We start from the raw sequence: 21,834 nt of genomic DNA, 5'->3' as shown, positions 1-21,834 counted from the left end.
AACGCTCTTTTTCCGAACCCCGAGTTCGCGGGTCCCGTCACGCAGGAAAACCCTCATACCATCTCCAACCGAACAGTCCGGATATGACCGAACGCGCGTGGCAGGACCTCATCGTCGGCGACCGGATGACAGTCGATCAGGAGTTCGCACAGCGGATCACCGACTCGCAGTTCTCCCGTCAGGAGTGGGGTCTCATCATGACCGCGGTGGAGTTCGAGATCGAGAACCCCGGAGACGACGAGCAGGCGCGAATCGTCGCCGACACCTCGAAGGTCGAGCAAGTGATGCCGGAACTGGAGAACATCCGGAACCAGATGAACTCCATGACCGGTGGCGGCGGTGGCGGTAGCGGCGGCGGCGGCGGCGGTGGCGTCTTCGACTCCGTGAAGAGCGCCCTCGGTCTCGGCGGCGGCGGTGGCGGTGCGGACCGCGACCGAATCGAGGCGGCCGACCGTCTCGCGCAGGAGTACGCGGGCGAACTCCAGCAGCGACTCGAATCGCAGGGCAAGTGGTCGCAGGTCCGCGACGCGGCCGCCGAGTGATGGACAGCCAGCGAAGAGACGGTCGCCAGCGACTGCGCAGTCGATTCACGCCGGGAGCGTGGCGGTACGCCCTGCTGGCGCTGGCACTGGCGATACCCGTCACGATACTCTCGCGTCTGACCGACCGGTCGCGGCGCTGGAGCGTCGCGGCCCCGCTTCTGGCGGTCGGTGCGCTGCTGTTCCACCGCGACCCCGACCGAACGCCGCCGGACTCCGGCGTCCTCGCGCCCGCCGACGGTCGCGTCTCGGTCGTGCGCGAGGAGGACGGTCCGGACGGAGCGGGCGAAAGAGTTCGAATCGGCGTGTTCATGAACGTCACCGACGTCCACGTCAACCGCGCGCCGTTCGGCGGCCGCGTCGAGGCGGTCGAACACGAACCCGGCAAGCACCGCCCGGCGTTCTCGAAGGAGTCGGACAACAACGAGAAACTCCACGTCCGGTTCCCGGACCACGAGGTGACGCTCATCGCCGGAGCGTTCGCTCGCCGCATCCACCCCTACGTCGAACCGGGTGACGAACTCGACCGCGGCCAGCGACTCGGCCACATCTCGTTCGGCAGTCGCGCGGACGTGTTGCTCCCGGAGTCGTACGACCCCGCGGACGTGGCCGTCGAACGGGGTCAGAAAGTCCGGGCGGGCGAGACGGTAATCGCCGAGCGCTAATCGCCGCTGTAATCGCCGCCGTGGAACAGCGTGCGCTCCTCGGCCTCGTAGATGTTGATTAGCTCGCTGACTATCTCGTCGAAGGACTCGTCCTCCACCCGGAGACTGTCGAGACGCTCTATCGTCTCCTCGTCGAGTTGTATCTCGGGCATCGTCACGAGGTATGCCATCAATCCTCTTAAGCGACCGGGGGCGTCTCACGGCCGAGACTGCGAGCGCCACGCGCCGCCGTGCGCGAACGACGACCACGGGGAGTCGGTCGCTTGTGGACACAGACTCGGTCACGCGGTTCCGACGTCGGACGCTACCGAATCAGCCTCGGACCGTTCTTCGACTCCCGTCACGGCAGGCCGGACCTCGCTCGCGGAGGCGGTCGTCTCGATTCACACCCCTCTGTGTTAAATTACGGGGTCGTTTGCGGAACATCCCGAGGGGTGGATGACCGCGTAACAATCGGTTACTGGGTCCGCTAAGGCCCGGTTACAGGGGTGTAGGTACTGGATAACAAAGTGGGTAGGATTGTGTGTATCTATCGCGCAGACATGACCACGACCGACAACCGACTCACCAACGGCGACGACACGATGGCCGAGAACCGATGCCAGAGCTGCGGCTCCTTCGTTACGCGCGACTTCGCTCGCGTCTTCGGGAACAACCACAACGAAGTCTTCGGCTGTCTGGAGTGCATGACCGCGACAGAGGTCAAGAAAGGAGGCGCGCGGGCCGACGAGGTAGACACGACGAACCTCATCGGCGGCCGCGAACCGCTTCGATAACCGCTCGGAACGATTTCCGGAACGGACTACGTTCTCCTAGGTCAGAGTTTCGCCAGCACCGCCTCGGTCACGTCGCTCGTCGTCGCGTCGCCGCCGAGGTCCGGCGTGTGCGGTCCGGACTCCAGCGTGGCCGTCACGGCCGAGCGGACGCGCTCTCCGGCGTCGTCGTAGCCCAGATACTCCAGCAGCATCGCGGCCGACAGCATCACCGCGGACGGGTTTGCGACGCCCTGCCCCGCGATGTCGGGCGCGGTGCCGTGAACCGGCTCGAACAGCGCACGCTCGTCGCCCACGTTCGCGCTCGGCAGGAGACCGAGACCGCCGACGAGACCCGCCGCGAGGTCCGACAGCACGTCGCCCGCGAGGTTCGGACAGACCACGACGTCGTACTCCTCCGGACGCTGGACGAGGTGCATCGCCAGCGCGTCCATCAGCGCCTCGTCGGCGTCCACGTCGTACTCGGCTCCGACCCGGCGCGCGGTGTCGAGGAACAACCCGTCGGTCGTCCGCATCACGTTCGCCTTGTGGGCTATCGTGACGCGCGACCCGCGCTCGGCGGCGTACTCGAAGCCGTAACGCGCGATTTCTTCGGACGCCGACTCGGTAACGACCCGTGTCAGCGTCGTCACGCCCGGCGCAATCTCGGACTCGTGTCCGGCGTAGACGCCCTCGGTGTTCTCCCGGACGAACACGAGGTCCGTGCCCGGTTGTAGGGCGTCCGTACCGGGGTAGGCCCGGACCGGTCGGACGTTGGCGAACGAATCGACCGCTCGCCGGAGCGGGATGATGACGTCGGCCGCGGTCTCACCCGCCGCGCCGAACAGGGTGGCGTCCGCGTTCGCGGCGAGGTCGCGAGTCTCCTCGGGGAGGGCCTCGCCGGTCTCCGCCTTCACCGCGTCTCCGGCGTCGGCCTCCTCGAACTCGAAGTCCGGCCCGACCGCTTCCAGCACCTCGCGGGCCGCGGGGACGACTTCCTTCCCGATTCCGTCGCCGGGAATCACGACGATTCGCTCGGGTCCGTCGGCCGCAGTCCCTGCGGAGTCGTCGGTCATTCGGCTTCCTCCACGTACGGCAGGTCACGGGCTGTCTGGGCAACCGACTCCGGGTTCGACCCGAGCAGTGCAGTGGTGTCCCAGACGCCCTCGACCAGCGCCTTCCGCTGGGCGTCGTCCACCGTGGCGTCGATTTCGGTCCCTCCGTAGCTGACCGTCTCGGCGGTCACGTCGACGTCTATCTCGGCGTCGGGGTTCTCGTCCACGAACGCCTGCAGGGCCTCTATCTCGTCTTGGTCCGCAGTGACGGTCGGAATCCCCAGCGCCAGACAGTTCCCGGCGAAGATTTCGGCGAAGCTCTCGCCGACGATGGCGTCGATTCCCCAGCGCATCAGCGCCTGCGGGGCGTGTTCGCGCGAGGAGCCACAGCCGAAGTTGGCGTTGACGACCAGCACCGAGGCGTCGCGGAATCGGTCCTCGTTGAAGGGGTGGTCTTTCGGTTCGTCGTCGTCGGTGAACCGCTGGTCCTGAAAGGCGAACTGGCCGAGACCGTCGAACGTGACGGCCTTGAGGTAGCGGGCCGGGATGATCTGGTCGGTGTCGATGTCGTTGCCGCGGAGCGGGATGCCGGTCCCGGAGACGCGCTCGACCGTCGCGATGTCGGTCTCGGTGGTCTGTCCGCTCATGCCCGCGTCACCTCCGAGTCGTCGACGTCGGTCGCAGGCAGTTCGCGGGCGTCGGTCACCTCGCCCTCGACGGCGGCGGCGGCGACCATTCTGGGGTTCATGAGGACCGTGCGGCCCTCCTTGCTCCCCTGTCGCCCGACGAAGTTGCGGTTCGAGGAGGAGGCCGACGCCTCGTCGCCCTCCAGTTGGTCGTCGTTCATCCCGAGGCACATCGAGCAGCCCGCGCCGCGCCACTCGAATCCGGCCTCGCTGAATATCTCGTCCAGTCCCTCCGCCTCGGCGGCGGCCTTGACGCGCTGGCTGCCGGGGACGACCATCGCGCGCACGTCGTCGTGGACCTCTCGGCCCTTCACGAGGCGGGCGGCCCGCCGGAGGTCCGGCAGGCGCGCGTTGGTGCAGGAGCCGAGGAAGGCGACGTCGATGGGGTAGCCCTCCATCGTCTCGCCGGGTTCGACGCGCATGTGCTCCTGCGCGCGCCGAGCGGTGTCCTGTTTGTCCGCGGGCAGGTCCTCGGGTTCCGGAATCGGTTCGGTGATGCCGACGCCCTGCCCGGGCGTGGTACCCCACGTCACCATCGGTTCGAGGTCGTCGCCGTCGATGACCACCTCGTCGTCGTACTCGGCGTCGTCGTCGGACGCGATGGACTCCCAGTAGGGTTTCAGTCGCTCGAACTTCTCGGGGTCGTCGCGGAACGCGTCGGTCTCTTCGAGCCACTCGTAGGTGGTCTCGTCGGGGTTGACGTATCCCGCGCGAGCGCCGCCCTCGATGGACATGTTGCAGATACTCATCCGGCCCTCCATGTCGAGGCTCTCTATCGCCTCGCCCGCGTACTCGTAGACGTAGCCGACGCCGCCGTCGGTACCGAGTCGCCGGATTATCTGGAGAATCACGTCCTTGGCCTCGACGGCGTCGCCGAGTTCGCCCGTGACTCGAACTCGGCGCACGTCCTTCTTCTCCATCGCCACGGTGCCGGTCGCCAGCACGTCCCGAATCTGGGAGGTGCCGATGCCGAACGCCAGCGCGCCGAACGCGCCGTGAGTCGAGGTGTGGCTGTCGCCACAGACCACGGTCATCCCGGGTTGGGTCAGGCCCTGCTCCGGACCGATGACGTGGACGATGCCCTGATTCCCGGTGTCGGGACTGGAGAACTCGATGCCCGCGTCGCGGACGTTCTCCTCCAGTTCGGCCATCATCTCCTCGGCCGCGCCCTCGTACGGTCGGTCGCGGCCCTCGGTGGGCACGATGTGGTCCACGGTGGCGTGGGTGCGCTCGGGGTAGGCGACGTCGAGGTCGCGCTCGCGCAGCATCCCGAAGGCCTGCGGACTCGTCACCTCGTGAATCAAGTGGAGGCCGACGAACAGTTGGTCCTGCCCGGTCGGGAGTTCCGTCACCTTGTGGCGGTCCCAGACTTTGTCGTACAGGGTGGCTTCGCTCACGCGGACCACCCGCTATGCGTCTCGTCGTCGAAGAAATCGGTTCGTACGTTCATCGGTAGCTACTGGCTCACTCTTCGGACTCTACGGGTTCGTTCTCGTTCCCTCTCACGAAGACGCGGTCCACGCCGTCGCCGTGGGGCGGGGAGTGGTTCACGTCCTTCATCCGGTCGGAGTCGTCCTCGTCGTCCTCCTCGCGGGCGTCGGCGTCGTAGGCGTCTCTCTCACCGCCGTCGGCGGCGACTATCGGTCCGCGCTCGAAGGGCCGGTTGACGGTGCCGCGGTCGGCGTGGGGATGGGTGTGGCTCACCTCGCCCATCTGAGTCGATTCTCGGTCTGTCGGGTCGTCGGTCGTCGGGTCGTGTCGGTCGGTTCGGTTCATGGTCTCAGTCGTCCGCAGTCACTTTCTCGGTCGATTCGTCGTTCTGCTCGTCGTCTGCCCACGCGAAGAGGTCGCGGAGTCGCGCGCCGACGTCCTCGATGTCGTGGTTCACGTCCGCCTGCTTCCGCTGGCGGTACACCGGGCGTCCGGTCTGGTTCTCGGTGATCCACTCGCGGGCGAACTCGCCGTTCTGTACCTCTTCGAGCGTCTGCTCCATGTTCTCGCGCACGCCCTCGTCGATGATTTCGGGTCCCTGAGTCAGGCCGCCGTACTCGGCGGTGTCCGAGACCGAGTCCCACATCTCGCGCATCCCGCCCTCGTACATGAGGTCCACGATGAGCTTCATCTCGTTCAGACACTCGAAGTAGGCCATCTCGGGGCTGTAGCCCGCGTCCACGAGCGTCTCGTAGCCGACCTTGATGAGTTCGGTGATGCCCCCGCAGAGGACGGCCTGTTCGCCGAACAGGTCGGTCTCGGTCTCCTCGCGGAAGGTGGTCTCGACCACGCCCGCGCGCGTACATCCGATAGCTTCCGCGTACGCGAGGGCCTGCTCCTTGGCGTCGCCGGTCGCGTCCTGATACACCGCCAGCAGGCCGGGCGTGCCCTCGCCGTTCTCGTAGTTGCGCCGGACGAGGTGGCCCGGCGACTTCGGGGCTATCATCGTCACGTCCACGTCTTCGGGGGGTTCTATCTGGCCATAGTGGATGTTGAACCCGTGGGCGAACTGGAGGGTGTCGCCCGACTCCAGTTCGCTCTCGATGTCGGCGTAGACGCTCGGTTGGACCGTGTCGGGCACGAGGACCGACACGACGTCGGCCTCGCTCGCGGCCTCCGTCGGCGTCGCCACGCGGAGTCCGTCCGCTCGGGCGGCGTCGCGCGACGAGGAACTCTCTCGCAGGCCCACGATTACGTCTACCCCGCTGTCGGCGAGGTTCTGGGCGTGGGCGTGGCCCTGGCTTCCGTACCCGAGGACCGCGACCGTCGCGTCCTCGATTTCGGTGCTGTCCGCGTCGTCGTCGTAGTAAACCGTGGTGTTGAATTCGTCAGTCATCGTTGTCGGTGTTCTCCGCCGTCTGTTGAGTGTTCGCGGTACTCTCTGCGGACGCCGCGGGCGACTCGCCCGGCGTGGTCGGCGTGTCGCCGCGGGCCAACGCGGTCTGGCCGGTCCGGGCGATTTCGATGATGCCGAACTGCCGGAACGCGTCCACCGCGTCGTCTATCTTCTGCTGGTCGCCGGTTATCTGGACCGTGATGGTCCGGGGTCCGGCATCGAGCGTCTGGCCCTCGTACATCTGGGTGATGGCGTGAACCTTGTCGGGTTCCTCGCCCCGCACCTTCAGCAGGACCAACTCGGCGCAGACGGCGTCGTCGCCGAGTTCGCCCGCCGCGATGACGGGGACCAACTTCTCGACCTGCTTCTTGACCTGTTCGATACCGGCGTCGGTCTCCTCGACGACCAGCGTGATTCGGGCGTGGCCGTCCACCGTCGTCGGACCGACCGTCAGGCTCTCGATGTTGAACTGCCGCCGGGAGAACAGCCCCGACACCTTCGCCAGCACGCCGGGTTCGTGTTCGACCAGCACCGAGACTTCCGCGGTCCGGGTGTCCTGCTCGGCGTCGGTCGCCGAATCGACGCGCTCGCCGTGTCGGTTCCGACGACCCTCGGGTTTCGGTCGCTCGTCGGGCGTCGGTCCGCGCAGCCCTGACGTTCGGTTCTCGCTGTCGCTCATAGCTGGTCCTCCGACAGTGCGAACTCGCCGTTTGCTCCGCCCGAGGGAACCATCGGGTAGACGTTCTCGTCGGGGTCGATGCGGAAGTCCACGACGGAGGGACCGTCGTGGGCCATCGCGGACTCGATGGCGTCGGGCACCTCGTCGTACGAGGAGACCGAGAGGCCCTGCGCGCCGAACGCCTCGGCCAACTTGTCGAACTCGGGGCACCACGAGTACTCGGAGGCCGAGTGGCGGCCCTCGAAGAAGGCGTCCTGCCACTGGCGGACCATCCCGATGTACTCGTTGTTGAGGACGGCGACCGTGATGTCCAGATTCTCGCGGACCGCCACGGCCAGTTCCTGAATCGTCATCAGGAACGAGCCGTCGCCCTCGAAACTGACGACCTCCCTGTCGGGGGCGGCCAGTTTCGCGCCGATGGCGGCGGGCAGGCCGTAGCCCATCGTGCCGAGTCCGTGACTCGACACCCACGTTCGGGGTTCGCGGAAGGTCCAGTACTGGACCGCCCACATCTGGTGCTGGCCGACGCCGGTGGTGACGATGGCGTCGTCGTCGGTCGCTTCGTCCAGCGCCTCCACGACGAACTGCGGCTTGAGCGGTTCGCCGTCGGGGCGTTCCGCGGTCTTCGACGAAGTCGAAGGCTCGTCAGAACTCGTCTCTGACGGCGTCCGGTAGTCCATCGGGTACTCCGCTTTCCACTGCTGGCACTGGTCGCGCCACTCCCGATAGCCGTCGGCGATGTCGTCCGGGTCGGCCCCGGTTTCGCCGCCCATCTCGTCGTCCAACTGTTCCAGCACCGTCGCGGCGTCACCGACGAGGGGAACGTCCGCGTAGACGTTCTTCGAGATTTCCGCGGGGTCGATGTCCACGTGGACCACCTCTGCGTCGGGCGCGAACGTCTCCACGCCGCCGGTGAGTCGGTCGTCGAACCGACAACCGACCGCCAGCATCACGTCGCAGTGAGTCGTGGCCATGTTCGCGTAGCCCGTGCCGTGCATCCCCACCATCTCGACGGCGAGGTCGTCGTCCTCGGGGAACGCTCCCACGGCGGGCATCGAGGTGGCGACCGGAATCTGGTATCGCCGGGCGAACTCGCGCAGTTGCTCGCTGGCCTCGCCCTTGACGACGCCGCCGCCCGCGAGGACGACGGGTTTCTCCGCGCGTTCGAGCGTGCGCGCGGCAGCGGCCACCGACTCCTCCTCGGCCACCGTCTGCGGGTTGTAGGTCTCGGGCGTCTCCGCCTCGCCCGGTTCGGCGTCGGTCTCGGCCTGCGTCACGTCCTTCGGCAGGTCCACCAGCGTCGGTCCGGGTCGGCCCGCGCCCGCCAGCGCGAACGCCTCGCCCACGGTGTCGCCGACGTCGTCGGCGCGCTGGGCGAAGTAGTTCGTCTTCGTGATGGGCGCGGTCAGGCCGGTGGTGTCGGTCTCTTGGAAGGCGTCGTTGCCGACGAACTCCGTGGGCACCTGACCGGTCAGCGCGACCATCGGGTCCGAGTCCATGTCGGCGTCTGCGATGCCGGTCGTGAGGTTGGTCGCGCCCGGCCCGGACGTTGCCAGACAGACGCCCGGCGTCCCCGAGACGATGCCGTAGGCGTCTGCGGCGTGGGCCGCGGCCTGCTCGTGGGCCATCGTGACGTGCCGGAGGTCCGAGTCGTAGAGCGCGTCGTAGACGGGCATGATGGCCCCGCCCTGCACGCCGAACAGCGTCTCGGCTCCGGCGCGTTCGAGCGCCGTGACGACGGCCTCCGCGCCGGTCGTGGGACCGGATTCGGTCGTCTCGGGTTCGGTGCGCGCGTCGTCCGCCGTCACCTCGGTCGATGACTCCTCGGCGTCGGCGTCGTCGGTCTCGGGGAACCGCGGTTTCGCGGGTTCACTCACGGTAGCCACCTCCCCGAACGGTTCGTCTGCGGGTGGTCTCTGTCGATGCGTCTTGGGTTATCGGCGTCGTGCGATTTCGTGTCACTGGTGGTCGAGCGCGTGCTGGTCGGTCTGAAAACGGTGCGAAAACGCGGTTCGGAGAAGTGGTAGTGTAGGGGCTCAGGCCCCTACAATAATCACGCGCTCGACAGTCGCACTGCTCGCGGCGTGGGCCGCTCGCGCGCCGACCGACGCGAGACGCCCCGCGTCGGTAGCAGTGGGTGACTGTCGCATCGTTATTGCGTACGTTCTGGCGGCGACGCTCATAACCTTTGCGTGCCGTGCAACCTTTGCGCGAAGGTCGCGGGCGTCCCACACCGGCGACCGCTCGCCGACGGGGTCGCGCTCCTCGTTCGGTCTCCGCCGCGCGCGGCTGGCGGGCGGAGGCGACTCCGACGGTCGTCATCAGGCGCGGACCTCCGATTCCTCGTGGGTGATGCCCACCTCGCGGGCGAATCGTTCGAGGTCGGCGACCGTCACGGCGTTCTTCTCCGCGCCGTAGTCTTTGACTCGGCGCGTCACCGTCCGGACCTCCTCGTCGGTCGGGACGAACCCGCTCTCCTCCAGTCGCTTGCGGACGGAGTTCGCGCCGGTGTGTTTCCCCAGCACGAACTCGCGCTCGGCACCGACCATCTCGGGGGTCATCACGCCCGGTTCGAAGGTGTCGGAGTTCTCGATGACTCCGGCGGCGTGGATGCCGGACTCGTGGGCGAAGGCGTTGTCGCCGACCACCGGCTTGTTCGCCGGGACCGGCACGTCGCTGTACTCCTCGACCATCGCCGAGAGTTCGGAGATGCCGGTCGTGTCGATGCCGGTATCGACGCCGTACACCGACTCGACCGCCATCGTGACCTCCTCGTAGGCGGCGTTACCGGCCCGCTCGCCGATGCCGTTTATCGAGACTTGGGCTTGGTCGGCCCCGGCCTCGAATCCGGCGATGGCGTTGGCCGTGGCCATGCCGAAGTCGTCGTGGGTGTGAACGTCGATTCGCGCGTCGCTGTGTTCGTCCACCGTCCGCACTACGTCGCCGAACCGACTCGGCGTGGCGACGCCGCACGTGTCGGGGATGTTTATCCAATCGACGCCGACCGCCGAGACCGCTTCGACGACCTGCTTCAGGTAGTCTTCGTCGGTCCGGGTGGCGTCCATCGGCGAGAACATCGCCGTCGCGCCCGCCTCCTTCACGCGTTCGACCGCGGCGACGGAGCGTTCCACGACCTCCTCGCGGGTGGCGTGCATCGAGTCCTCTATCTGCACGTCGCTGGTCGAGGCGAAGACGTGGACCATCTCGACGCCGGAGTCGAGCGCGGCCTCCACGTCCTTCTCCACGATGCGCGCGAGACCGCAGGTGGTCGCGGACGTGCTCGCGGCGATGTCGCTGACGGCCTCGAACTCGGCGTCGGAGTTGACCGGGAACCCCGCCTCTATGACGTGGGTGCCCATCCGGTCCAAGGCCTCAGCGATAGTTCGCTTCTCGTCGTATGAGAAGGAGGTGCGGGGAGCCTGTTCGCCGTCGCGCAGGGTCGTGTCGAAGACCCGTGCGGACTCGAACTCGGTCTCAGTAGCTAACGTGCCATCGAAGAACTCGACCCGCCCGGCTGGTACCGGACGAGCCCATGTCGTTGTCGGACATCGTAACTCAGGGTGGCGCCCTTCTCCTATTTAAGAATGTCGCTGAAACAGGTGGTTTCGGACGGGTGACATCACGACGGGAACCGGACGGATCGCAAAACCGCCCGACTGAAACGTCCTGTAATCATTCGCATCCCCTTAATTCTCCTAATATACATTTTATCACCGCGGACTTGCGAGACGTGGCGAGAGAGTTAATTGCTCACACACCGAGCGGGAAATCTCTCGGGCGCGGGTTCGGCCGACTCGTTGTCGTCGCCGGAACAGTAAGAAGGCTGGCGGACGTACTACCGGTCGTATGACATCTCAAGAGGTCACGGACCTGCTCAAGAAGGCGTACAGCGACGAAATCGAGACGGTGATGAACTACCTGACAAACTCCATCATCCTCGACGGCGTGAGTGCCGAGGAGGTCAAGGAGAGCCTCGAAACCGACATTCAGGAGGAACTCAACCACGCCGAGATGCTGGGCCAGCGACTCAAGCAACTCGACGAGCGTCCGCCCGCGTCCTACGACTTCGAGGCCCGACAGGAGAGTCTCCAACCGCCCGAGAACAGCACCGACGTGCTGTCGGTCATCGAGGGCGTCCTCGACGCCGAGGAGGACGCCATCGAGACGTACCGCTCGCTCATCACGGCGGCGGGCGACGAGGACCCCGTGACGGAGGACATCGCGGTCACCATCCTCGCGGACGAGGAGGCCCACCGGACCGAGTTCCGCGGGTTCAAGCGCGAGTACGACGAGGACTGACGACTCTCGCTGTCGCTCGTTCTCTCGGTAGCGAAACCGTCTACCAGTGACGACTCCGGTCGGCGATTCGCGCCTCGGGACAAAACGAGCGTCGGCCGACCGCCGGGGGCAAGGACTTTCCCGAGGGAGTGTGAGCGAGCGGGTATGACCAGTGGTTTCGACCTCGACCTCCAGACAGTCGAACAGGAGATAGAGGACAGCGACGACGACCGCGAGCAGGGCGACCGGCGAATCGTTCTCGGCGAACTCGACGGGAGTACCGACGAGCGCGAGTGGTTCGAGGTCATCGAACGCGGCGACGTTCTCGTGCTGGCGATCGAAGGGGACCTGCCGGAACTGGCGGCCGACCTCGCGCCGCGAGTCAAGGAACGCGGCGGGAACCTGATTCACTTCCGCGACTTCCTCATCGTGACCCCCACCGACGTGAGCGTGGACGCCGACCGGCTCTGAGGCGATTCCTCCCGCCTACCGGGGCGTGTCGGACCACGACCGACGCGACGGTCCGAGTACGAACGGGCGACCAGTCCGGACTCCGGTCTCGACCCTCACTGAAACGTCAGGTAGTGGCCGTCCGGGTCGCGCACCCGGACGCCGTCGTCCCTGCGCTCGACTTCGCAGACGCGGTCGCGCACCGTTTCGGCCGCCGCGTCCGGGTCCTCGGCCGCGAACCCGACGTCGACGTGGAGACCGCCCCGAGCGTCGGCGATTCCCAACTGGGGTTCCCAGAGTTCGAGGTCCACCGGACCGCCGAGGCGAACCCGGCGGCGCTGGTCGCCGCGGTCCACCACCTCGAAGCCGAGCGAGCGATAGAGCGACTCGGCGCGCGCGAGGTCCTCGACTTCGAGGACGATTTCGAAGACCTCGGTGATGTCGGCGTCGCCCTCGCCGACGCTACCGATTTCGACGCAGTTGCCGTCCGGGTCGTAGAAGTACAACGACTTCGCACCGCCGAAGTCGAACTCGGTGAGGTCGAACGACTCGTCGAGGCGGTCGTACCACGCGTCGTAGCGGTCGGGCGGCGCGGCGAACGCGTAGTGGGTGTGGACACCGCCCCGAGGGACCTCGCCCGGTTCCCGGAGGACGAGGTCGGTTTCGCCAGCGTCGAGGACGACTTCGCCGTTCCCCTCCCGGACCACCGTCATGTCGAGGTGCGTCGCGTAGAACTCGCGGGCACGGTCGAGGTACTTCGCTTCGAGCGCCAGCCATCGCAACCCCGAGAGCATGGATTCGAGGTACGCGGTCCCGGCGCATAAAGCCCGCGCGTGACGAAGCGTCGAGAGAGCGATCTCCGCCCGCGCATCCGGTTTCCCCGTCTCTCGTCCGCGTCGGTGGGGATTTGTGGCTTCGACCCGTACCCACGAGCATGCCACTCAAGAAGTCGCAGCCAGCGACGGACTACGAGGAGATAGATCGCTGGGAAGACGGCGTCGGCTGGATTGCCCACCCGAACGAGGCGATGTTGCGTGCCAGTCACGCTCTCGCCACCGAATCGGGCGTCTGGGTGGTAGACCCCGTCGATGCACCCGACATCGACGACCTGTTCGCGGAGTTCGGTGACGTCGCGGGCGTCGTCGTCCTCCTGAACCGCCACTACCGGGACGCGGACGCTATCGCGCAACGCCACGACGTTCCGGTCTACGTCCCCTCGTGGTTCGACGACGTCCCGGAGACCGAGGCCGAACTCCGGCGGTTCGACGCCACTTTGCCCGGGACCGACTTCCGGGTCCTGAAGATCTTCGACTCGTTCGGGTGGGCGGAGGCGGCGCTCTACGACGACGAGAGCGGGACGCTCGTCGTCCCAGAGGGCGTCGGCAACGCGCCGTACTTCACCACGCCCGGTGAGCGAATCGGCGTCCACCCGATGCTGCGACTGACGCCGCCGTCGGCGCTTCGCGGTCTCCGACCGGAACGCGTCCTCTTCGGTCACGGACGCGGCGTACTGGACGACGCGACGCGTGCGCTCGACGACGCCCTCAGCGGGGCGCGACGAGCGACGCCGAAACTCTACGCGGAAAATCTGCGACTGTTACTTCAGCGGTAGCACGAGTTGGCTATCGTGCGGGCGACGAGTTTAGTGAACGAAAGGCGATAGTGTAACGACGCAGAAACGTAACGGACGATAAATTTTTGGAGTAGGACGTTAAATTGAATCCTATGCGTTTCCTCCGAGGGGTGGATTCGGCGCAGAGACGGCGGGAGGTGTGGCCGTGAGCCTCTCGTTCGAACCGACGTCGGAGCGACCGGGAATCGAGATTCGGGACCACATCGAACACCGAACGTACGCCGTTCGCACTCCGTCGGTCGTCTCGCCGACGCCCACGGACACCCGACGCTTCCGGTTTCCGGTGGACGAAGCGGTGACCATCACGACCGATGCCGTCACGCTTCCGACGTTCGTGGCGTCTTACGTCCGGAACACGGACGGTGAGATGCGCCTCGAAGTGAACCCGGGGACCGACCGACGACTCCCGTCGGGCGCGTACGACGTGGAGTTGTGTACGCCGATGAAACTCTACCTCGCAGTCGAGGGTGCACTGTCGGTGACGGCGACGGACGACCGGATTCGGTTCGAGTTCGACCCCGAGACGGAGGTCCGAGTCGGTGCGCGCTCGCACCACGCGCGTCCCGCGGCGACGGTCATCACGACCGAGAACCCCCGTGACGTGATGACTGCGCTCTCGACGTTCGGGTCAGCGTTGAAGACCACGTCGCCCGAACGGAGTTTCCCGACGCTACGAGGGCACCCACCGCTGGTCGAAGTGGGCGAACAACTCCACGTCCCGGACGAACTCGACGTGCCCGACACCGGCGTTCGCGTCGAACTACCGCCGGACCTGAGCCACGCCTACGTGGCCGCACCGCTCGCGTTCTATCTCGGTGCCGAGTTAGTCCCCAGTAGTACCCCTCGAATCGCCACCGACAGGGGGTTCGAGTACTCGCTCGACGGGCCGCAGGGGTTCGAAGAGGAAGTGGCCAGAACGCTTCGACAGACGTTCCTGCTGGACTGCGTCACGCGAACCGAGGGGTACTATCCGGTGGAGTTACACGAGCGGGCGGCAGTCGAACCGCTGGTCGAGTTGGACTTCGCCGACCTCTACGACCGGCCGCTGGCCGAGCGGGTCGAAGCCTACCTCTCGGTCCCGTTCGAGGTGGTCGCCGACCACGTTCCGTCGTGGAAGCTGACCACTCACGTCGAACCTGCGCTGGAGAACGTCTCGTCGCTCCCGTTTCTGGTGGACGACCTCGCGGTCGTCCGAACGCCGGACGTCCGCCAGACCACGGCTCAGACTTCGGCCGCGACCGTCGGGGAAACCACCCGCGACGGCGACGCGGCGAACGACGGTGATTTCACTCGGAGTACGGCCGAGTCCGGCGAAGACCTTCCGGTGGTCGAACCGGAGCGAACCGACTCCGTGGAACAGGCGTGGCTCGGCGACCACGCTCCGGTGGACGCCAGCAAGGCGACGACGACCGCGTTTCGGAACCGCCTCGAACAGGAGACCGAGGCCGACGACGTCGAAATCGCGGTGGTGTGCAACGACGTGGAGATGGACGAGGAGCGCGACATCGCCGCCGAGGTGTACGGGTCCCGCGAGAACCTCCCGTTCGAGGTGACGGTCCACCGAGACCTGACGACCGCACAACTCCGAGCGGTGCTGGCCGAGGAGACCGCGTTCCTCCACTACATCGGCCACATCGACGACGACGGGTTCCAGTGTGCGGACGGCCACCTCGACGCGGCCGAGTTGGAGTCGGTGGGTGCCGAGGCGTTCGTGCTGAACGCCTGTCGCTCCTACGAGCAGGGGATGGCGCTGGTCGAGGCGGGGAGCGTCGGCGGCGTCGTCACCCTGAGCGACGTGATAAACAGCGGCGCGGTCAGAGTGGGCAAGACGATGGTTCGACTGCTGAATCGCGGGTTCCCGCTCCGGGCCGCGCTGTCCATCGCTCGGGGCCGGAGTATCGTCGGCAACCAGTACATCGTCGTCGGCGACGGGAACGTGGACATCGCTCAGACCGAGAGCGGGGTGGCGGTCCTCTGCGCCATCGAGACAGGCGACGGAGGGACCGACGAGTTCGAGCTGTCGGTCCAGAGCTACGTCTCGGGAGACGGTGGCATGGGCGGCTTCTTCAAACCGCAGTTGGAGGACTCCGGGCGGTATCGACTGGCCTCGGGCGAACACGGTCCCTTCACGCTGACTCGGGACCAGTTACGGACGACGCTCGCGCTGGAGAACATTCCGCTGAAAATCGACGGTCAGTTCACGTGGAGTCGGTCGGTCGACGTGGACGAACTCTGATTTACGGCCCGTAGCACGCGACTGCGAATCCTCCCATCGCGCTTCCTGCTTGTGAGAGCAGTAGCAGCATCGCGAACAGGACACCCATCATCCGGGGATTCTCGACGAGGTACGAGGTCATGTCAGTGTCGGCCATTGCAATTAGCAGTAATAGCTATTATAATATAAAAAATTCTATATATTTCGAAACATGTCTGCGTCTGACGTAAGTCAGACGCACGTCGTCATAAATGAAAGGAGTTACCATTCGGCACGCGGACCGCCGGTCGAGAGCCTCCTCAGGGCAGTATCGTTAAACACCGAGGCCCCCAAGGTCGAACGTGGTGTACGTAACTCGGGGGTTGGTGAACGTGTTACTCGACTTCGCGGCGGAGTCGGAACCGGACGAGTTGACCGTCTCCCTCGCAGTAACGCCCGCCGCGGAACTGGAGGGCATCGAAGACGTACCGCCGGAGGCCCCCGTCTTCACGCACTTCTATCCGCCGGACGCCGGAAAGTCACTGACCGCCGTGTTCGGCGTCGACCTGTCGGTCCCCGCCGGACAGACGCAGGGCCGGTTCGTCTCTCATCCCCGCGGCAACCTCGAAGTCGCCAAGACCGACGACCTCCACGAGGCGATATTCGTCGCGGTGCCGCCGTGGGACGAGTCGTCGCTGGCAGCGTTCGACCGTTCGGGCCGCAGGCAACCGCTGGAAATCGTGGACGCGGAACCGCCTACGGAGTCGCTGGTCTGAGACCGAATCCGTCGCTGGACGGGGCGTTACTCCAGATACCCCAGTTCTCGAAGTTGACCGGTAATCTCCTCGAACTCGGACTCGGTCAGCTGGCCCTCTTTCTGATGCTGGATGACGATGCTCCGGAGCAGGAACCGCACGAGGTCGCTCGTACTTGAGAAACTCGTCCCCTCGATAGTCTCGTCCACGCGGTTCGCGAGGTCCTTCGGAATCGAGACGGTGGTGTACTCTGTCATGCGAGAGAATGGGGCCGCACGCGGGATAGATGTTGTGTCCTCCGGCGCGCTGGCGTCGTCCTCCCTCTAACGTGATTTCCCGGGCGACGCGAGTCTCCCGGTGGTGCGCCAACCCGCAGTAGCGACGAGAGGTGGGTTCCCCGAGCGAGTGAATCGGTCGGGTCGATACGGCACCTCCGCCGGGTCCGACACTCGGAGTCGAGACTCCGCCTCGGTCACATCCCCATGTCTTCGGCGTCGGCCGGAACCGGCAGGTCGTGCGGCGCGACGCCGAGCAGTTCGGCGGCGTGGTCCAGCGCCATGTCGAACCCGTAGTAGCGTTCGAGTTCGTCGCCGTCGGCGCTCGGCCGGACTTTCAACATGGCGTACCCCTCGACGTTTTGGGCGATGGCCGCTGTCGCGCGGTCCCCGTCGAACTCCAACACGCGCTCGTCGTCGGTCTCGTAGTACCGTGCGGTGACGCCCGCGTTCTCGGCTTCCTGCTCGGTCATGAGTGGAGGTTTGGGGTGGTGACAGTCGAAGGTACCGATTCGTCTCTCGGGAATGTGGAGAAACTCGATCGGGCGTAGAACGACGGTCAGAGTGATAGTGACGGTCTATCGAAGCCCCCGCCCGGTCGCGGTCGTCTGAGCGACCCCTTCACCCCACTCACGGGAATTGGTCGGTCGGGCGCATCCCGGCGGTCGGTCGGGCGTCCGTTCGCCTCGTGGGTCCGCCGCCGAAGCGCAAGCGTCGTAGTCGTTCGGTCCGACGCCACGACCATGACCAGATGGCTCCAGAGCGGGCGGCGACGCGACCTCTGCGTCCTGCTGTACGAGACCGACCAACTCCGCGGCCAGAGCCTCAAGACCCGACTCGAAGACCACTACGACGCCCACTTCGACTCGAAGTCGTTCTACGGCGCGCTCGACTGGCTGATTCAACAGGGGTTCGTCGAGAAGCGCACCGAGGGGATTCACGAGGCGTACTCGCTGACCGAAGCGGGCGAGCGCCGGGTCGAGGAACACTTCGAGTGGATGCGGGAGAAAATTGAGCCAGCGGCAGACACCTCCGACGATGCACAGCATTAACCGACAGTCGGTGAGTAACCGAAGTCATGTGCCGAGGCGTCGAGTACGACGATTTCGAGCAACACGTCCGCGACATCCTCACGGAAGCGACGGGTTACACCTGTGAGAAGCAGTTCGAGGTGGGAAAGTCCGGCAATCGGTGGAAGGTCGATTGCGTTCTCCTCGACGAACACGACCTTCGGAAGGGCTACGTCGAGGTAAAGGAGACCTCGCGCTCGTCTAACAAGAGTACCTACATCAACCACATGCGGCGGGCCTACGCGGAAATGGGCGACTTCAGGGACATGGAGGTACCGAAAGCCGTCGTCGTGGCCGAGAAGTGGGATTCCGGACGGATGGACTGGGATGCGATGATGGACTCTATCGACTGTATGCTCGTGGATATAGACGAAATCGAGCGGTTCGTCGCCGAAATCGACCCCAGGGAGTAATCACCCGGGAACGACTCCCCGGCCTACTGGGAGAAGACGGATAGCAACCCCGCAACCAGCATCACAGAAACGGTCAGCGACCCCGCGGCCACGATTCCGACCCCGCCACTGACCGGAAGGAAGCCCACGCCGACCAGCACTGAACCGAACAGCAGACCGACCGCCGGGAGCCACAGCAGGCGGACCCGCAGAAGCGACCGAAAAAGGGGAGACACCGCTTCTCAGTCCAGTAGTTCGTTCGCGATGGTGTTCCGCAGAACCTCGCTCGTCCCTTCGTAAATCTCGTTCAGTTTGGCGTCCCGGTAGTAGCGTTCGGCCGGGAAGTCCTTGGTGTAGCCGTAGCCGCCGTGAATCTGGATGCCCTCGTTGGCGACCTCGCGGCTGACCTCCGAGGCGTAGAGTTTGGCCTGCGCGGCCTGCTTGATGTAGTCCTCGCCGCGCATCTTGCGGTCGGCCGCGCGGTGCATCAGCATCTTGGCGGCCTGCACCTTGGTGTCCATGTCGGCCAGTTTGTGCTGGATGGTCTGGAACTCCGAGATGGGCTGGTCGAACTGCTCGCGGTCCTGCGAGTATTCGAGGGCGTCTTCGAGCGCCGCGCGGGCGAGACCGATGGACCGCGCCGCGATGGTGATCCGCCCGCCGTTGAGCGTCTTGAGCGCGTGGACGAACCCGCGGCCCTCCTCGCCAAGCAAGCGGTCCTCGGGGATGCGCATCTCGTCGAACCGGAGTTCGGCGGTCGGACAGCCCTTGTCGCCGAGTTTGTCCTCGGTGCCCTCGACGTGGAAGCCGTCGTCCTCCTCGGGCCGGACGACGAACGAGGAGATGCCCTTGTTGCCCGCGTCGGGGTCGGTCTTGGCGAACAGCGTGACCGTGTCCGCTACCGAACCGTTGGAAATCCAGAGCTTCCCGCCGCTGACGACGTACTCGTCGCCGTCCTTCTCCGCGGTGGTGTCCATCGCGGGCACGTCCGACCCCGCGCCCGCCTCCGAGAGCGCGAACGCCCCGATCTCCTCACCGCGGCTCAGCGGCGTGAGGTACTCCTGCTTCTGGTCCTCGTCGCCGAACTCGTAGAGCATGTTGCCCGCGAGACTGGTGTGGGCCGCGACGACGGTGCCCAGACCGCCGGACCCGCGCGAAATCTCCTCCAGTCCGATGGCGTAGGAGTGGTAGTCGAGTCCGGCCCCGCCGTACTCCTCGGGGAACGGCATCCCCATCAGGCCGAGGTCGGCCATCTGGTCCACGAGGTCCTGCGGGAACTCGTCGTTCTCGTCGATTTCGGCTGCGCGGGGCTTTATCTCCTCGTCCGTGAACTCCGCGACCATGTCGCGTATCTGGGACTGCTCGGCTGAGAGACTGAAATCCATGGGCGAAAATTGGGGAGGAACCGCCCTTTAGTTTTCCCTTCGAAGCGCGAGTCGGACCCCGGTCGGGCGACGAGTCCGCCCTCACCGCCACGGGGGCGTCAGGTGGACGTGGAAGAGTTTCTCGCAGTTCTCGTCGCCGCAGACCGGACAGGTCTCCTCGGCGGCGGTCGATTCGCCGGACGCTTCGGCCGCGGCGTGGGGGTCTGCAGCGGCGACGACCCGCGACCCGGCGTGGCCGAGTTCGTACCCGCCTTCGGTGTCGCGGACGAAGTACGAACAGAGTTTCGTGAGGTGGTAGTTGAACTTCCCCGTGTCTCGGATACCCACTCGCTCCCGGAGTTCGGTGAACGACAGCGGACCGTCGGCGTCCGCGAGTTCGCGCAGGATGGAGACGCGAATCTCGTTGCCGAGTACTTCGAGTGCGTCCGTCACGTCCTCCGAGTTCGCCATGCCGGTCGTTGCTTCCGCCACGGCCATCAAACTCACGAAAATAGTTATTTAATTTACAGAAGTTCAGTTCGCCGAACGCTGAAGGTACCGCCGGGCGTCGGCCACGACCGTGACAGGACACGGACTTCGCGCGGCGGCCCGCCGCAGGACGGCGGTCCTCCGCAACGCGGACCTGCGCAGGATGCTCGCCGGACACGCGGTGAGCGTCCTCGGCGACGGTCTCTACGCTGTCGCCGCGATGTGGCTCGTCTACGACCTGACCGGTTCCACGGCGTACACCGGACTCGCGGGGTTCCTGACCCGAGTTCCGGGCGTGCTGAAACTCTTCGTCGGCCCGGTCGTGGACCGACTCCCCCTCGGTCGGGTGCTCACGCTCTCGGAGTTCGCGCAGGCCGTCCTCGTCCTCGGCGTGCCCCTCGCGGCCGCGCTCGGACACCTGAGCGTCGCCGTCGTGCTGACCGTGATGCCGCTGCTCGCGCTGGCGAACCTCCTGACTGGACCCGCCCAGAACGCCACGCTACCCAGACTCGTCTCGGACGAGAACTTAGTTCGGGCGAACTCGGCGGCTCAAGTCACCGCGAAGACCGTGGACGCCGCCGCCCGAGGCGTCGCCGGGGCGCTGGTCGCCGTCGGCGGTGCGGTCGCGCTCTACGTCGTCGACGCCGCTACGTTCGTCGTCGCGGGTATTCTGTACTGGTCGCTGTCGGTTCCGCCGCGCGACGGAGAGAACACCGTAGAGGGTCTCGACCTCGATAGCTACCTCACGGACCTCCGAGAAGGCGTGGCGCTCCTCGGCGAGTCGGTCGTCGGCAAGATGCTGGTCGCGAGTCTGTTCGCCAACTTCCTGACCGGCGTCACGCTGGCGGTCCTCCCGGCGTTCGCCGACGCCGTCGGCGGTCCCGAGACCTACGGGCTGCTGCTGGCGGCGACCACGGTGGGAATCGTCATCGGGTCGGTCGCGGCCTCGGCGGTCGACGAGTTCCCGCTGGGCGCGACGACCATCGTCGGGTTCGCCTCCTCGGGCCTCCTCTGGACGCTCGCGGTGGTCGTCCCCGGCCGACTCGCCACGGTCGCGCTGTTCGCGCTCTCGCGGGTTCCCGCTGGTGTCTACAACGTCTCCGTCTCGGCGACGATTCAGACCGGCGTGCCCGACGACCTGCTCGGGCGCGTGACCGCGGTCGTCGGGAGCGCGTCGAGTCTCGTCGTCCCGGTGGGGATGCTCCTCGGCGGTCTCGCCGGGTCGCGGTTCGGCAGTCGAACCGTCATGCTCGCCAGCGCCCTCGGGTCGGTTCTGGCCGGGGCGTACTGGCTCGGCGTCCCCTCGCTTCGGCGATTCGGGCCGCCGACGCGCGTCTCGTCCGGTGAGTTCGGCGGTTCCGGGGCGAGTTAGAACAGCTTCCGGCGGATGTCGTCGGCGGTGAGCGCGCCCTGGAGCAGCCACGACGCCGCCGGATGTTTCGGTGCGACGCTCGCCGCGCCGAGCAGGAGGAACGCCCGCTTGTGGTTCCCGTTTCGGAGCGCGAGCGCGGCCTGCAGGACGAACGACGCGACGTTGAGCCTGTTCTTGTGGAACTTCAGGGGTTTGCCGACGAGGACCTTCGCGGCGTCTTTCGGCGTCGGTATCATACCTACTCCGACGCGCCGAGTCAGAATAAACGTTGGGTAGCCGACCTGTCTCGCGGCAGAACGTCGCCACTCCGTTCGGATTGGGGGCTACCTTGTGCCGCGTCGGCGGTAAATCCTATGGTA

At 66.3% G+C, this 21,834-nt stretch carries 28 protein-coding genes; 11 read left to right on the top strand and 17 right to left on the bottom strand.

What is annotated here, in order from left to right:
• Positions 1 to 83: 83 nt before the first annotated feature.
• Both NGM06_RS15250 and NGM06_RS15245 read left to right on the top strand, forming a co-directional pair.
• Positions 84 to 542 carry a DUF5799 family protein gene (locus tag NGM06_RS15250; protein WP_254267782.1) on the top strand — a complete coding sequence of 153 codons (459 nt, stop codon included), beginning with the start codon at positions 84 to 86 and terminating at the stop codon, positions 540 to 542.
• Positions 542 to 1,204 (top strand): protein sorting system archaetidylserine decarboxylase, encoded by a 663-nt coding sequence (locus tag NGM06_RS15245; protein WP_254267781.1) that lies wholly within the window; start codon positions 542 to 544, stop codon positions 1,202 to 1,204. The genes NGM06_RS15250 and NGM06_RS15245 overlap by 1 nt, the downstream gene beginning before the upstream one ends.
• Here NGM06_RS15245 and NGM06_RS15240 read toward each other — a convergent pair.
• Positions 1,201 to 1,356, bottom strand: a complete 156-nt coding sequence (locus tag NGM06_RS15240) for a DUF7557 family protein (protein WP_438267634.1) — start codon at positions 1,354 to 1,356, stop codon at positions 1,201 to 1,203. The two genes, NGM06_RS15245 and NGM06_RS15240, sit on opposite strands and share 4 nt — an antisense overlap.
• A gap of 390 nt (positions 1,357 to 1,746) precedes the next feature.
• Between NGM06_RS15240 and NGM06_RS15235 the strand changes: the two genes are divergently transcribed.
• Positions 1,747 to 1,980 (top strand): DUF7563 family protein, encoded by a 234-nt coding sequence (locus tag NGM06_RS15235; protein WP_115863977.1) that lies wholly within the window; start codon positions 1,747 to 1,749, stop codon positions 1,978 to 1,980.
• 41 nt (positions 1,981 to 2,021) lie between these two features.
• On the opposite strand, the gene NGM06_RS15230 is transcribed toward NGM06_RS15235, so the two are convergent.
• The 8 genes from NGM06_RS15230 to NGM06_RS15195 form a co-directional block, all read right to left on the bottom strand.
• On the bottom strand, positions 2,022 to 3,032 hold the full coding sequence (locus tag NGM06_RS15230) for an isocitrate/isopropylmalate dehydrogenase family protein (protein WP_254267780.1): 1,011 nt from the start codon (positions 3,030 to 3,032) through the stop codon (positions 2,022 to 2,024).
• Positions 3,029 to 3,658, bottom strand: a complete 630-nt coding sequence (gene leuD, locus NGM06_RS15225) for a 3-isopropylmalate dehydratase small subunit (RefSeq protein WP_254267779.1) — start codon at positions 3,656 to 3,658, stop codon at positions 3,029 to 3,031. The genes NGM06_RS15230 and leuD overlap by 4 nt, the downstream gene beginning before the upstream one ends.
• Positions 3,655 to 5,094, bottom strand: coding sequence for a 3-isopropylmalate dehydratase large subunit (gene leuC / locus NGM06_RS15220; RefSeq protein WP_254267778.1), 1,440 nt, complete (start codon positions 5,092 to 5,094; stop codon positions 3,655 to 3,657). The genes leuD and leuC overlap by 4 nt, the downstream gene beginning before the upstream one ends.
• Before the next feature lie 67 nt (positions 5,095 to 5,161).
• Complete coding sequence (locus tag NGM06_RS15215) at positions 5,162 to 5,473, bottom strand: DUF7989 family protein (protein ID WP_254267777.1); 312 nt, start codon at positions 5,471 to 5,473, stop codon at positions 5,162 to 5,164.
• Positions 5,474 to 5,477: 4 nt separating this feature from the next.
• Positions 5,478 to 6,524 (bottom strand): ketol-acid reductoisomerase, encoded by a 1,047-nt coding sequence (gene ilvC / locus NGM06_RS15210; RefSeq protein WP_254267776.1) that lies wholly within the window; start codon positions 6,522 to 6,524, stop codon positions 5,478 to 5,480.
• Entirely contained in the window at positions 6,517 to 7,203 is a 687-nt protein-coding gene (gene ilvN / locus NGM06_RS15205; RefSeq protein WP_254267775.1) for an acetolactate synthase small subunit, read from the bottom strand. The genes ilvC and ilvN overlap by 8 nt, the downstream gene beginning before the upstream one ends.
• Positions 7,200 to 9,080, bottom strand: coding sequence for a biosynthetic-type acetolactate synthase large subunit (gene ilvB, locus NGM06_RS15200; RefSeq protein WP_379793564.1), 1,881 nt, complete (start codon positions 9,078 to 9,080; stop codon positions 7,200 to 7,202). The genes ilvN and ilvB overlap by 4 nt, the downstream gene beginning before the upstream one ends.
• 444 nt (positions 9,081 to 9,524) lie before the next feature.
• Entirely contained in the window at positions 9,525 to 10,781 is a 1,257-nt protein-coding gene (locus NGM06_RS15195; protein WP_254270039.1) for a LeuA family protein, read from the bottom strand.
• Positions 10,782 to 11,049: 268 nt separating this feature from the next.
• Here NGM06_RS15195 and NGM06_RS15190 point away from each other — a divergent pair, with 268 nt between their 5' ends.
• Together NGM06_RS15190 and NGM06_RS15185 are read left to right on the top strand one after the other, a co-directional pair.
• Positions 11,050 to 11,502, top strand: a complete 453-nt coding sequence (locus tag NGM06_RS15190; protein ID WP_254267774.1) for a ferritin-like domain-containing protein — start codon at positions 11,050 to 11,052, stop codon at positions 11,500 to 11,502.
• A 144-nt stretch (positions 11,503 to 11,646) separates the two neighbouring features.
• Complete coding sequence (locus NGM06_RS15185; RefSeq protein WP_254267773.1) at positions 11,647 to 11,952, top strand: DUF5779 family protein; 306 nt, start codon at positions 11,647 to 11,649, stop codon at positions 11,950 to 11,952.
• A 95-nt stretch (positions 11,953 to 12,047) separates the two neighbouring features.
• Here NGM06_RS15185 and NGM06_RS15180 read toward each other — a convergent pair whose 3' ends face one another.
• Entirely contained in the window at positions 12,048 to 12,725 is a 678-nt protein-coding gene (locus NGM06_RS15180; RefSeq protein ID WP_254267772.1) for a VOC family protein, read from the bottom strand.
• 140 nt (positions 12,726 to 12,865) lie between these two features.
• Here NGM06_RS15180 and NGM06_RS15175 point away from each other — a divergent pair, with 140 nt between their 5' ends.
• On the top strand, positions 12,866 to 13,543 hold the full coding sequence (locus tag NGM06_RS15175) for an MBL fold metallo-hydrolase (protein WP_254267771.1): 678 nt from the start codon (positions 12,866 to 12,868) through the stop codon (positions 13,541 to 13,543).
• 166 nt (positions 13,544 to 13,709) lie between these two features.
• The gene (locus tag NGM06_RS15170) at positions 13,710 to 15,800 is read left to right on the top strand and encodes a CHAT domain-containing protein (protein WP_254267770.1); all 2,091 of its coding nucleotides are present in this window, start codon (positions 13,710 to 13,712) and stop codon (positions 15,798 to 15,800) included.
• Between the two features lies 1 nt (position 15,801).
• On the opposite strand, the gene NGM06_RS24165 is transcribed toward NGM06_RS15170, so the two are convergent.
• Positions 15,802 to 15,936, bottom strand: a complete 135-nt coding sequence (locus NGM06_RS24165; RefSeq protein ID WP_256567936.1) for a DUF7503 family protein — start codon at positions 15,934 to 15,936, stop codon at positions 15,802 to 15,804.
• Positions 15,937 to 16,120: 184 nt separating this feature from the next.
• Between NGM06_RS24165 and NGM06_RS15165 the strand changes: the two genes are divergently transcribed.
• Positions 16,121 to 16,534 carry a JAB/MPN domain protein-containing protein gene (locus NGM06_RS15165; protein WP_254267769.1) on the top strand — a complete coding sequence of 138 codons (414 nt, stop codon included), beginning with the start codon at positions 16,121 to 16,123 and terminating at the stop codon, positions 16,532 to 16,534.
• 26 nt (positions 16,535 to 16,560) lie between these two features.
• Here NGM06_RS15165 and NGM06_RS15160 read toward each other — a convergent pair whose 3' ends face one another.
• Together NGM06_RS15160 and NGM06_RS15155 are read right to left on the bottom strand one after the other, a co-directional pair.
• Positions 16,561 to 16,770 carry a ribbon-helix-helix domain-containing protein gene (locus tag NGM06_RS15160; protein WP_254267768.1) on the bottom strand — a complete coding sequence of 70 codons (210 nt, stop codon included), beginning with the start codon at positions 16,768 to 16,770 and terminating at the stop codon, positions 16,561 to 16,563.
• Positions 16,771 to 16,985: 215 nt separating this feature from the next.
• Entirely contained in the window at positions 16,986 to 17,261 is a 276-nt protein-coding gene (locus NGM06_RS15155) for a DUF7111 family protein (protein WP_254267767.1), read from the bottom strand.
• Positions 17,262 to 17,531: 270 nt separating this feature from the next.
• On the opposite strand from NGM06_RS15155, the gene NGM06_RS15150 reads away from it, so the two are divergent.
• Positions 17,532 to 17,840 (top strand): helix-turn-helix transcriptional regulator, encoded by a 309-nt coding sequence (locus NGM06_RS15150; protein ID WP_254267766.1) that lies wholly within the window; start codon positions 17,532 to 17,534, stop codon positions 17,838 to 17,840.
• Between the two features lie 26 nt (positions 17,841 to 17,866).
• A complete protein-coding gene (locus NGM06_RS15145) occupies positions 17,867 to 18,271 on the top strand; it encodes a hypothetical protein (RefSeq protein WP_254267765.1) in 405 nt (134 codons plus the stop codon).
• A 23-nt stretch (positions 18,272 to 18,294) separates the two neighbouring features.
• Here NGM06_RS15145 and NGM06_RS15140 read toward each other — a convergent pair whose 3' ends face one another.
• From NGM06_RS15140 to NGM06_RS15130, 3 genes are all read right to left on the bottom strand, one after another.
• Positions 18,295 to 18,486 (bottom strand): hypothetical protein, encoded by a 192-nt coding sequence (locus tag NGM06_RS15140; RefSeq protein ID WP_254267764.1) that lies wholly within the window; start codon positions 18,484 to 18,486, stop codon positions 18,295 to 18,297.
• A 6-nt stretch (positions 18,487 to 18,492) separates the two neighbouring features.
• Positions 18,493 to 19,635 carry an acyl-CoA dehydrogenase gene (locus tag NGM06_RS15135; RefSeq protein ID WP_254267763.1) on the bottom strand — a complete coding sequence of 381 codons (1,143 nt, stop codon included), beginning with the start codon at positions 19,633 to 19,635 and terminating at the stop codon, positions 18,493 to 18,495.
• An 81-nt stretch (positions 19,636 to 19,716) separates the two neighbouring features.
• Positions 19,717 to 20,112: a DUF7347 domain-containing protein gene (locus tag NGM06_RS15130; protein WP_379793562.1), complete on the bottom strand. Its 396-nt coding sequence runs from the start codon at positions 20,110 to 20,112 to the stop codon at positions 19,717 to 19,719.
• A gap of 82 nt (positions 20,113 to 20,194) precedes the next feature.
• On the opposite strand from NGM06_RS15130, the gene NGM06_RS15125 reads away from it, so the two are divergent.
• Positions 20,195 to 21,475, top strand: a complete 1,281-nt coding sequence (locus tag NGM06_RS15125; protein WP_254267761.1) for an MFS transporter — start codon at positions 20,195 to 20,197, stop codon at positions 21,473 to 21,475.
• On the opposite strand, the gene NGM06_RS15120 is transcribed toward NGM06_RS15125, so the two are convergent.
• Entirely contained in the window at positions 21,472 to 21,711 is a 240-nt protein-coding gene (locus NGM06_RS15120) for a hypothetical protein (RefSeq protein ID WP_254267760.1), read from the bottom strand. The genes NGM06_RS15125 and NGM06_RS15120 overlap by 4 nt on opposite strands.
• Positions 21,712 to 21,834: the final 123 nt, after the last annotated feature.

Source organism: Halorussus aquaticus, assembly GCF_024218795.1.
GTDB lineage: Archaea > Halobacteriota > Halobacteria > Halobacteriales > Haladaptataceae > Halorussus > Halorussus aquaticus.
Note: the sequence above shows the minus strand (reverse complement) of the source record. Positions and strands in the feature narration are given on the sequence as shown.

Excerpts from the sequence above, each read along its gene's own strand:
- NGM06_RS15250 (WP_254267782.1), top strand. The coding sequence starts at position 84 with ATGACCGAACGCGCGTGGCAGGACCTCATCGTCGGCGACCGGATGACA.
- NGM06_RS15245 (WP_254267781.1), top strand. The coding sequence starts at position 542 with ATGGACAGCCAGCGAAGAGACGGTCGCCAGCGACTGCGCAGTCGATTC.
- NGM06_RS15240 (WP_438267634.1), bottom strand. The coding sequence starts at position 1,356 with ATGCCCGAGATACAACTCGACGAGGAGACGATAGAGCGTCTCGACAGT.
- NGM06_RS15235 (WP_115863977.1), top strand. The coding sequence starts at position 1,747 with ATGACCACGACCGACAACCGACTCACCAACGGCGACGACACGATGGCC.
- NGM06_RS15230 (WP_254267780.1), bottom strand. The coding sequence starts at position 3,032 with ATGACCGACGACTCCGCAGGGACTGCGGCCGACGGACCCGAGCGAATC.
- leuD (WP_254267779.1), bottom strand. The coding sequence starts at position 3,658 with ATGAGCGGACAGACCACCGAGACCGACATCGCGACGGTCGAGCGCGTC.
- NGM06_RS15215 (WP_254267777.1), bottom strand. The coding sequence starts at position 5,473 with ATGAACCGAACCGACCGACACGACCCGACGACCGACGACCCGACAGAC.
- ilvC (WP_254267776.1), bottom strand. The coding sequence starts at position 6,524 with ATGACTGACGAATTCAACACCACGGTTTACTACGACGACGACGCGGAC.
- ilvN (WP_254267775.1), bottom strand. The coding sequence starts at position 7,203 with ATGAGCGACAGCGAGAACCGAACGTCAGGGCTGCGCGGACCGACGCCC.
- NGM06_RS15190 (WP_254267774.1), top strand. The coding sequence starts at position 11,050 with ATGACATCTCAAGAGGTCACGGACCTGCTCAAGAAGGCGTACAGCGAC.
- NGM06_RS15185 (WP_254267773.1), top strand. The coding sequence starts at position 11,647 with ATGACCAGTGGTTTCGACCTCGACCTCCAGACAGTCGAACAGGAGATA.
- NGM06_RS15180 (WP_254267772.1), bottom strand. The coding sequence starts at position 12,725 with ATGCTCTCGGGGTTGCGATGGCTGGCGCTCGAAGCGAAGTACCTCGAC.
- NGM06_RS15175 (WP_254267771.1), top strand. The coding sequence starts at position 12,866 with ATGCCACTCAAGAAGTCGCAGCCAGCGACGGACTACGAGGAGATAGAT.
- NGM06_RS24165 (WP_256567936.1), bottom strand. The coding sequence starts at position 15,936 with ATGGCCGACACTGACATGACCTCGTACCTCGTCGAGAATCCCCGGATG.
- NGM06_RS15160 (WP_254267768.1), bottom strand. The coding sequence starts at position 16,770 with ATGACAGAGTACACCACCGTCTCGATTCCGAAGGACCTCGCGAACCGC.
- NGM06_RS15155 (WP_254267767.1), bottom strand. The coding sequence starts at position 17,261 with ATGACCGAGCAGGAAGCCGAGAACGCGGGCGTCACCGCACGGTACTAC.
- NGM06_RS15150 (WP_254267766.1), top strand. The coding sequence starts at position 17,532 with ATGACCAGATGGCTCCAGAGCGGGCGGCGACGCGACCTCTGCGTCCTG.
- NGM06_RS15145 (WP_254267765.1), top strand. The coding sequence starts at position 17,867 with ATGTGCCGAGGCGTCGAGTACGACGATTTCGAGCAACACGTCCGCGAC.
- NGM06_RS15135 (WP_254267763.1), bottom strand. The coding sequence starts at position 19,635 with ATGGATTTCAGTCTCTCAGCCGAGCAGTCCCAGATACGCGACATGGTC.
- NGM06_RS15130 (WP_379793562.1), bottom strand. The coding sequence starts at position 20,112 with ATGGCCGTGGCGGAAGCAACGACCGGCATGGCGAACTCGGAGGACGTG.
- NGM06_RS15120 (WP_254267760.1), bottom strand. The coding sequence starts at position 21,711 with ATGATACCGACGCCGAAAGACGCCGCGAAGGTCCTCGTCGGCAAACCC.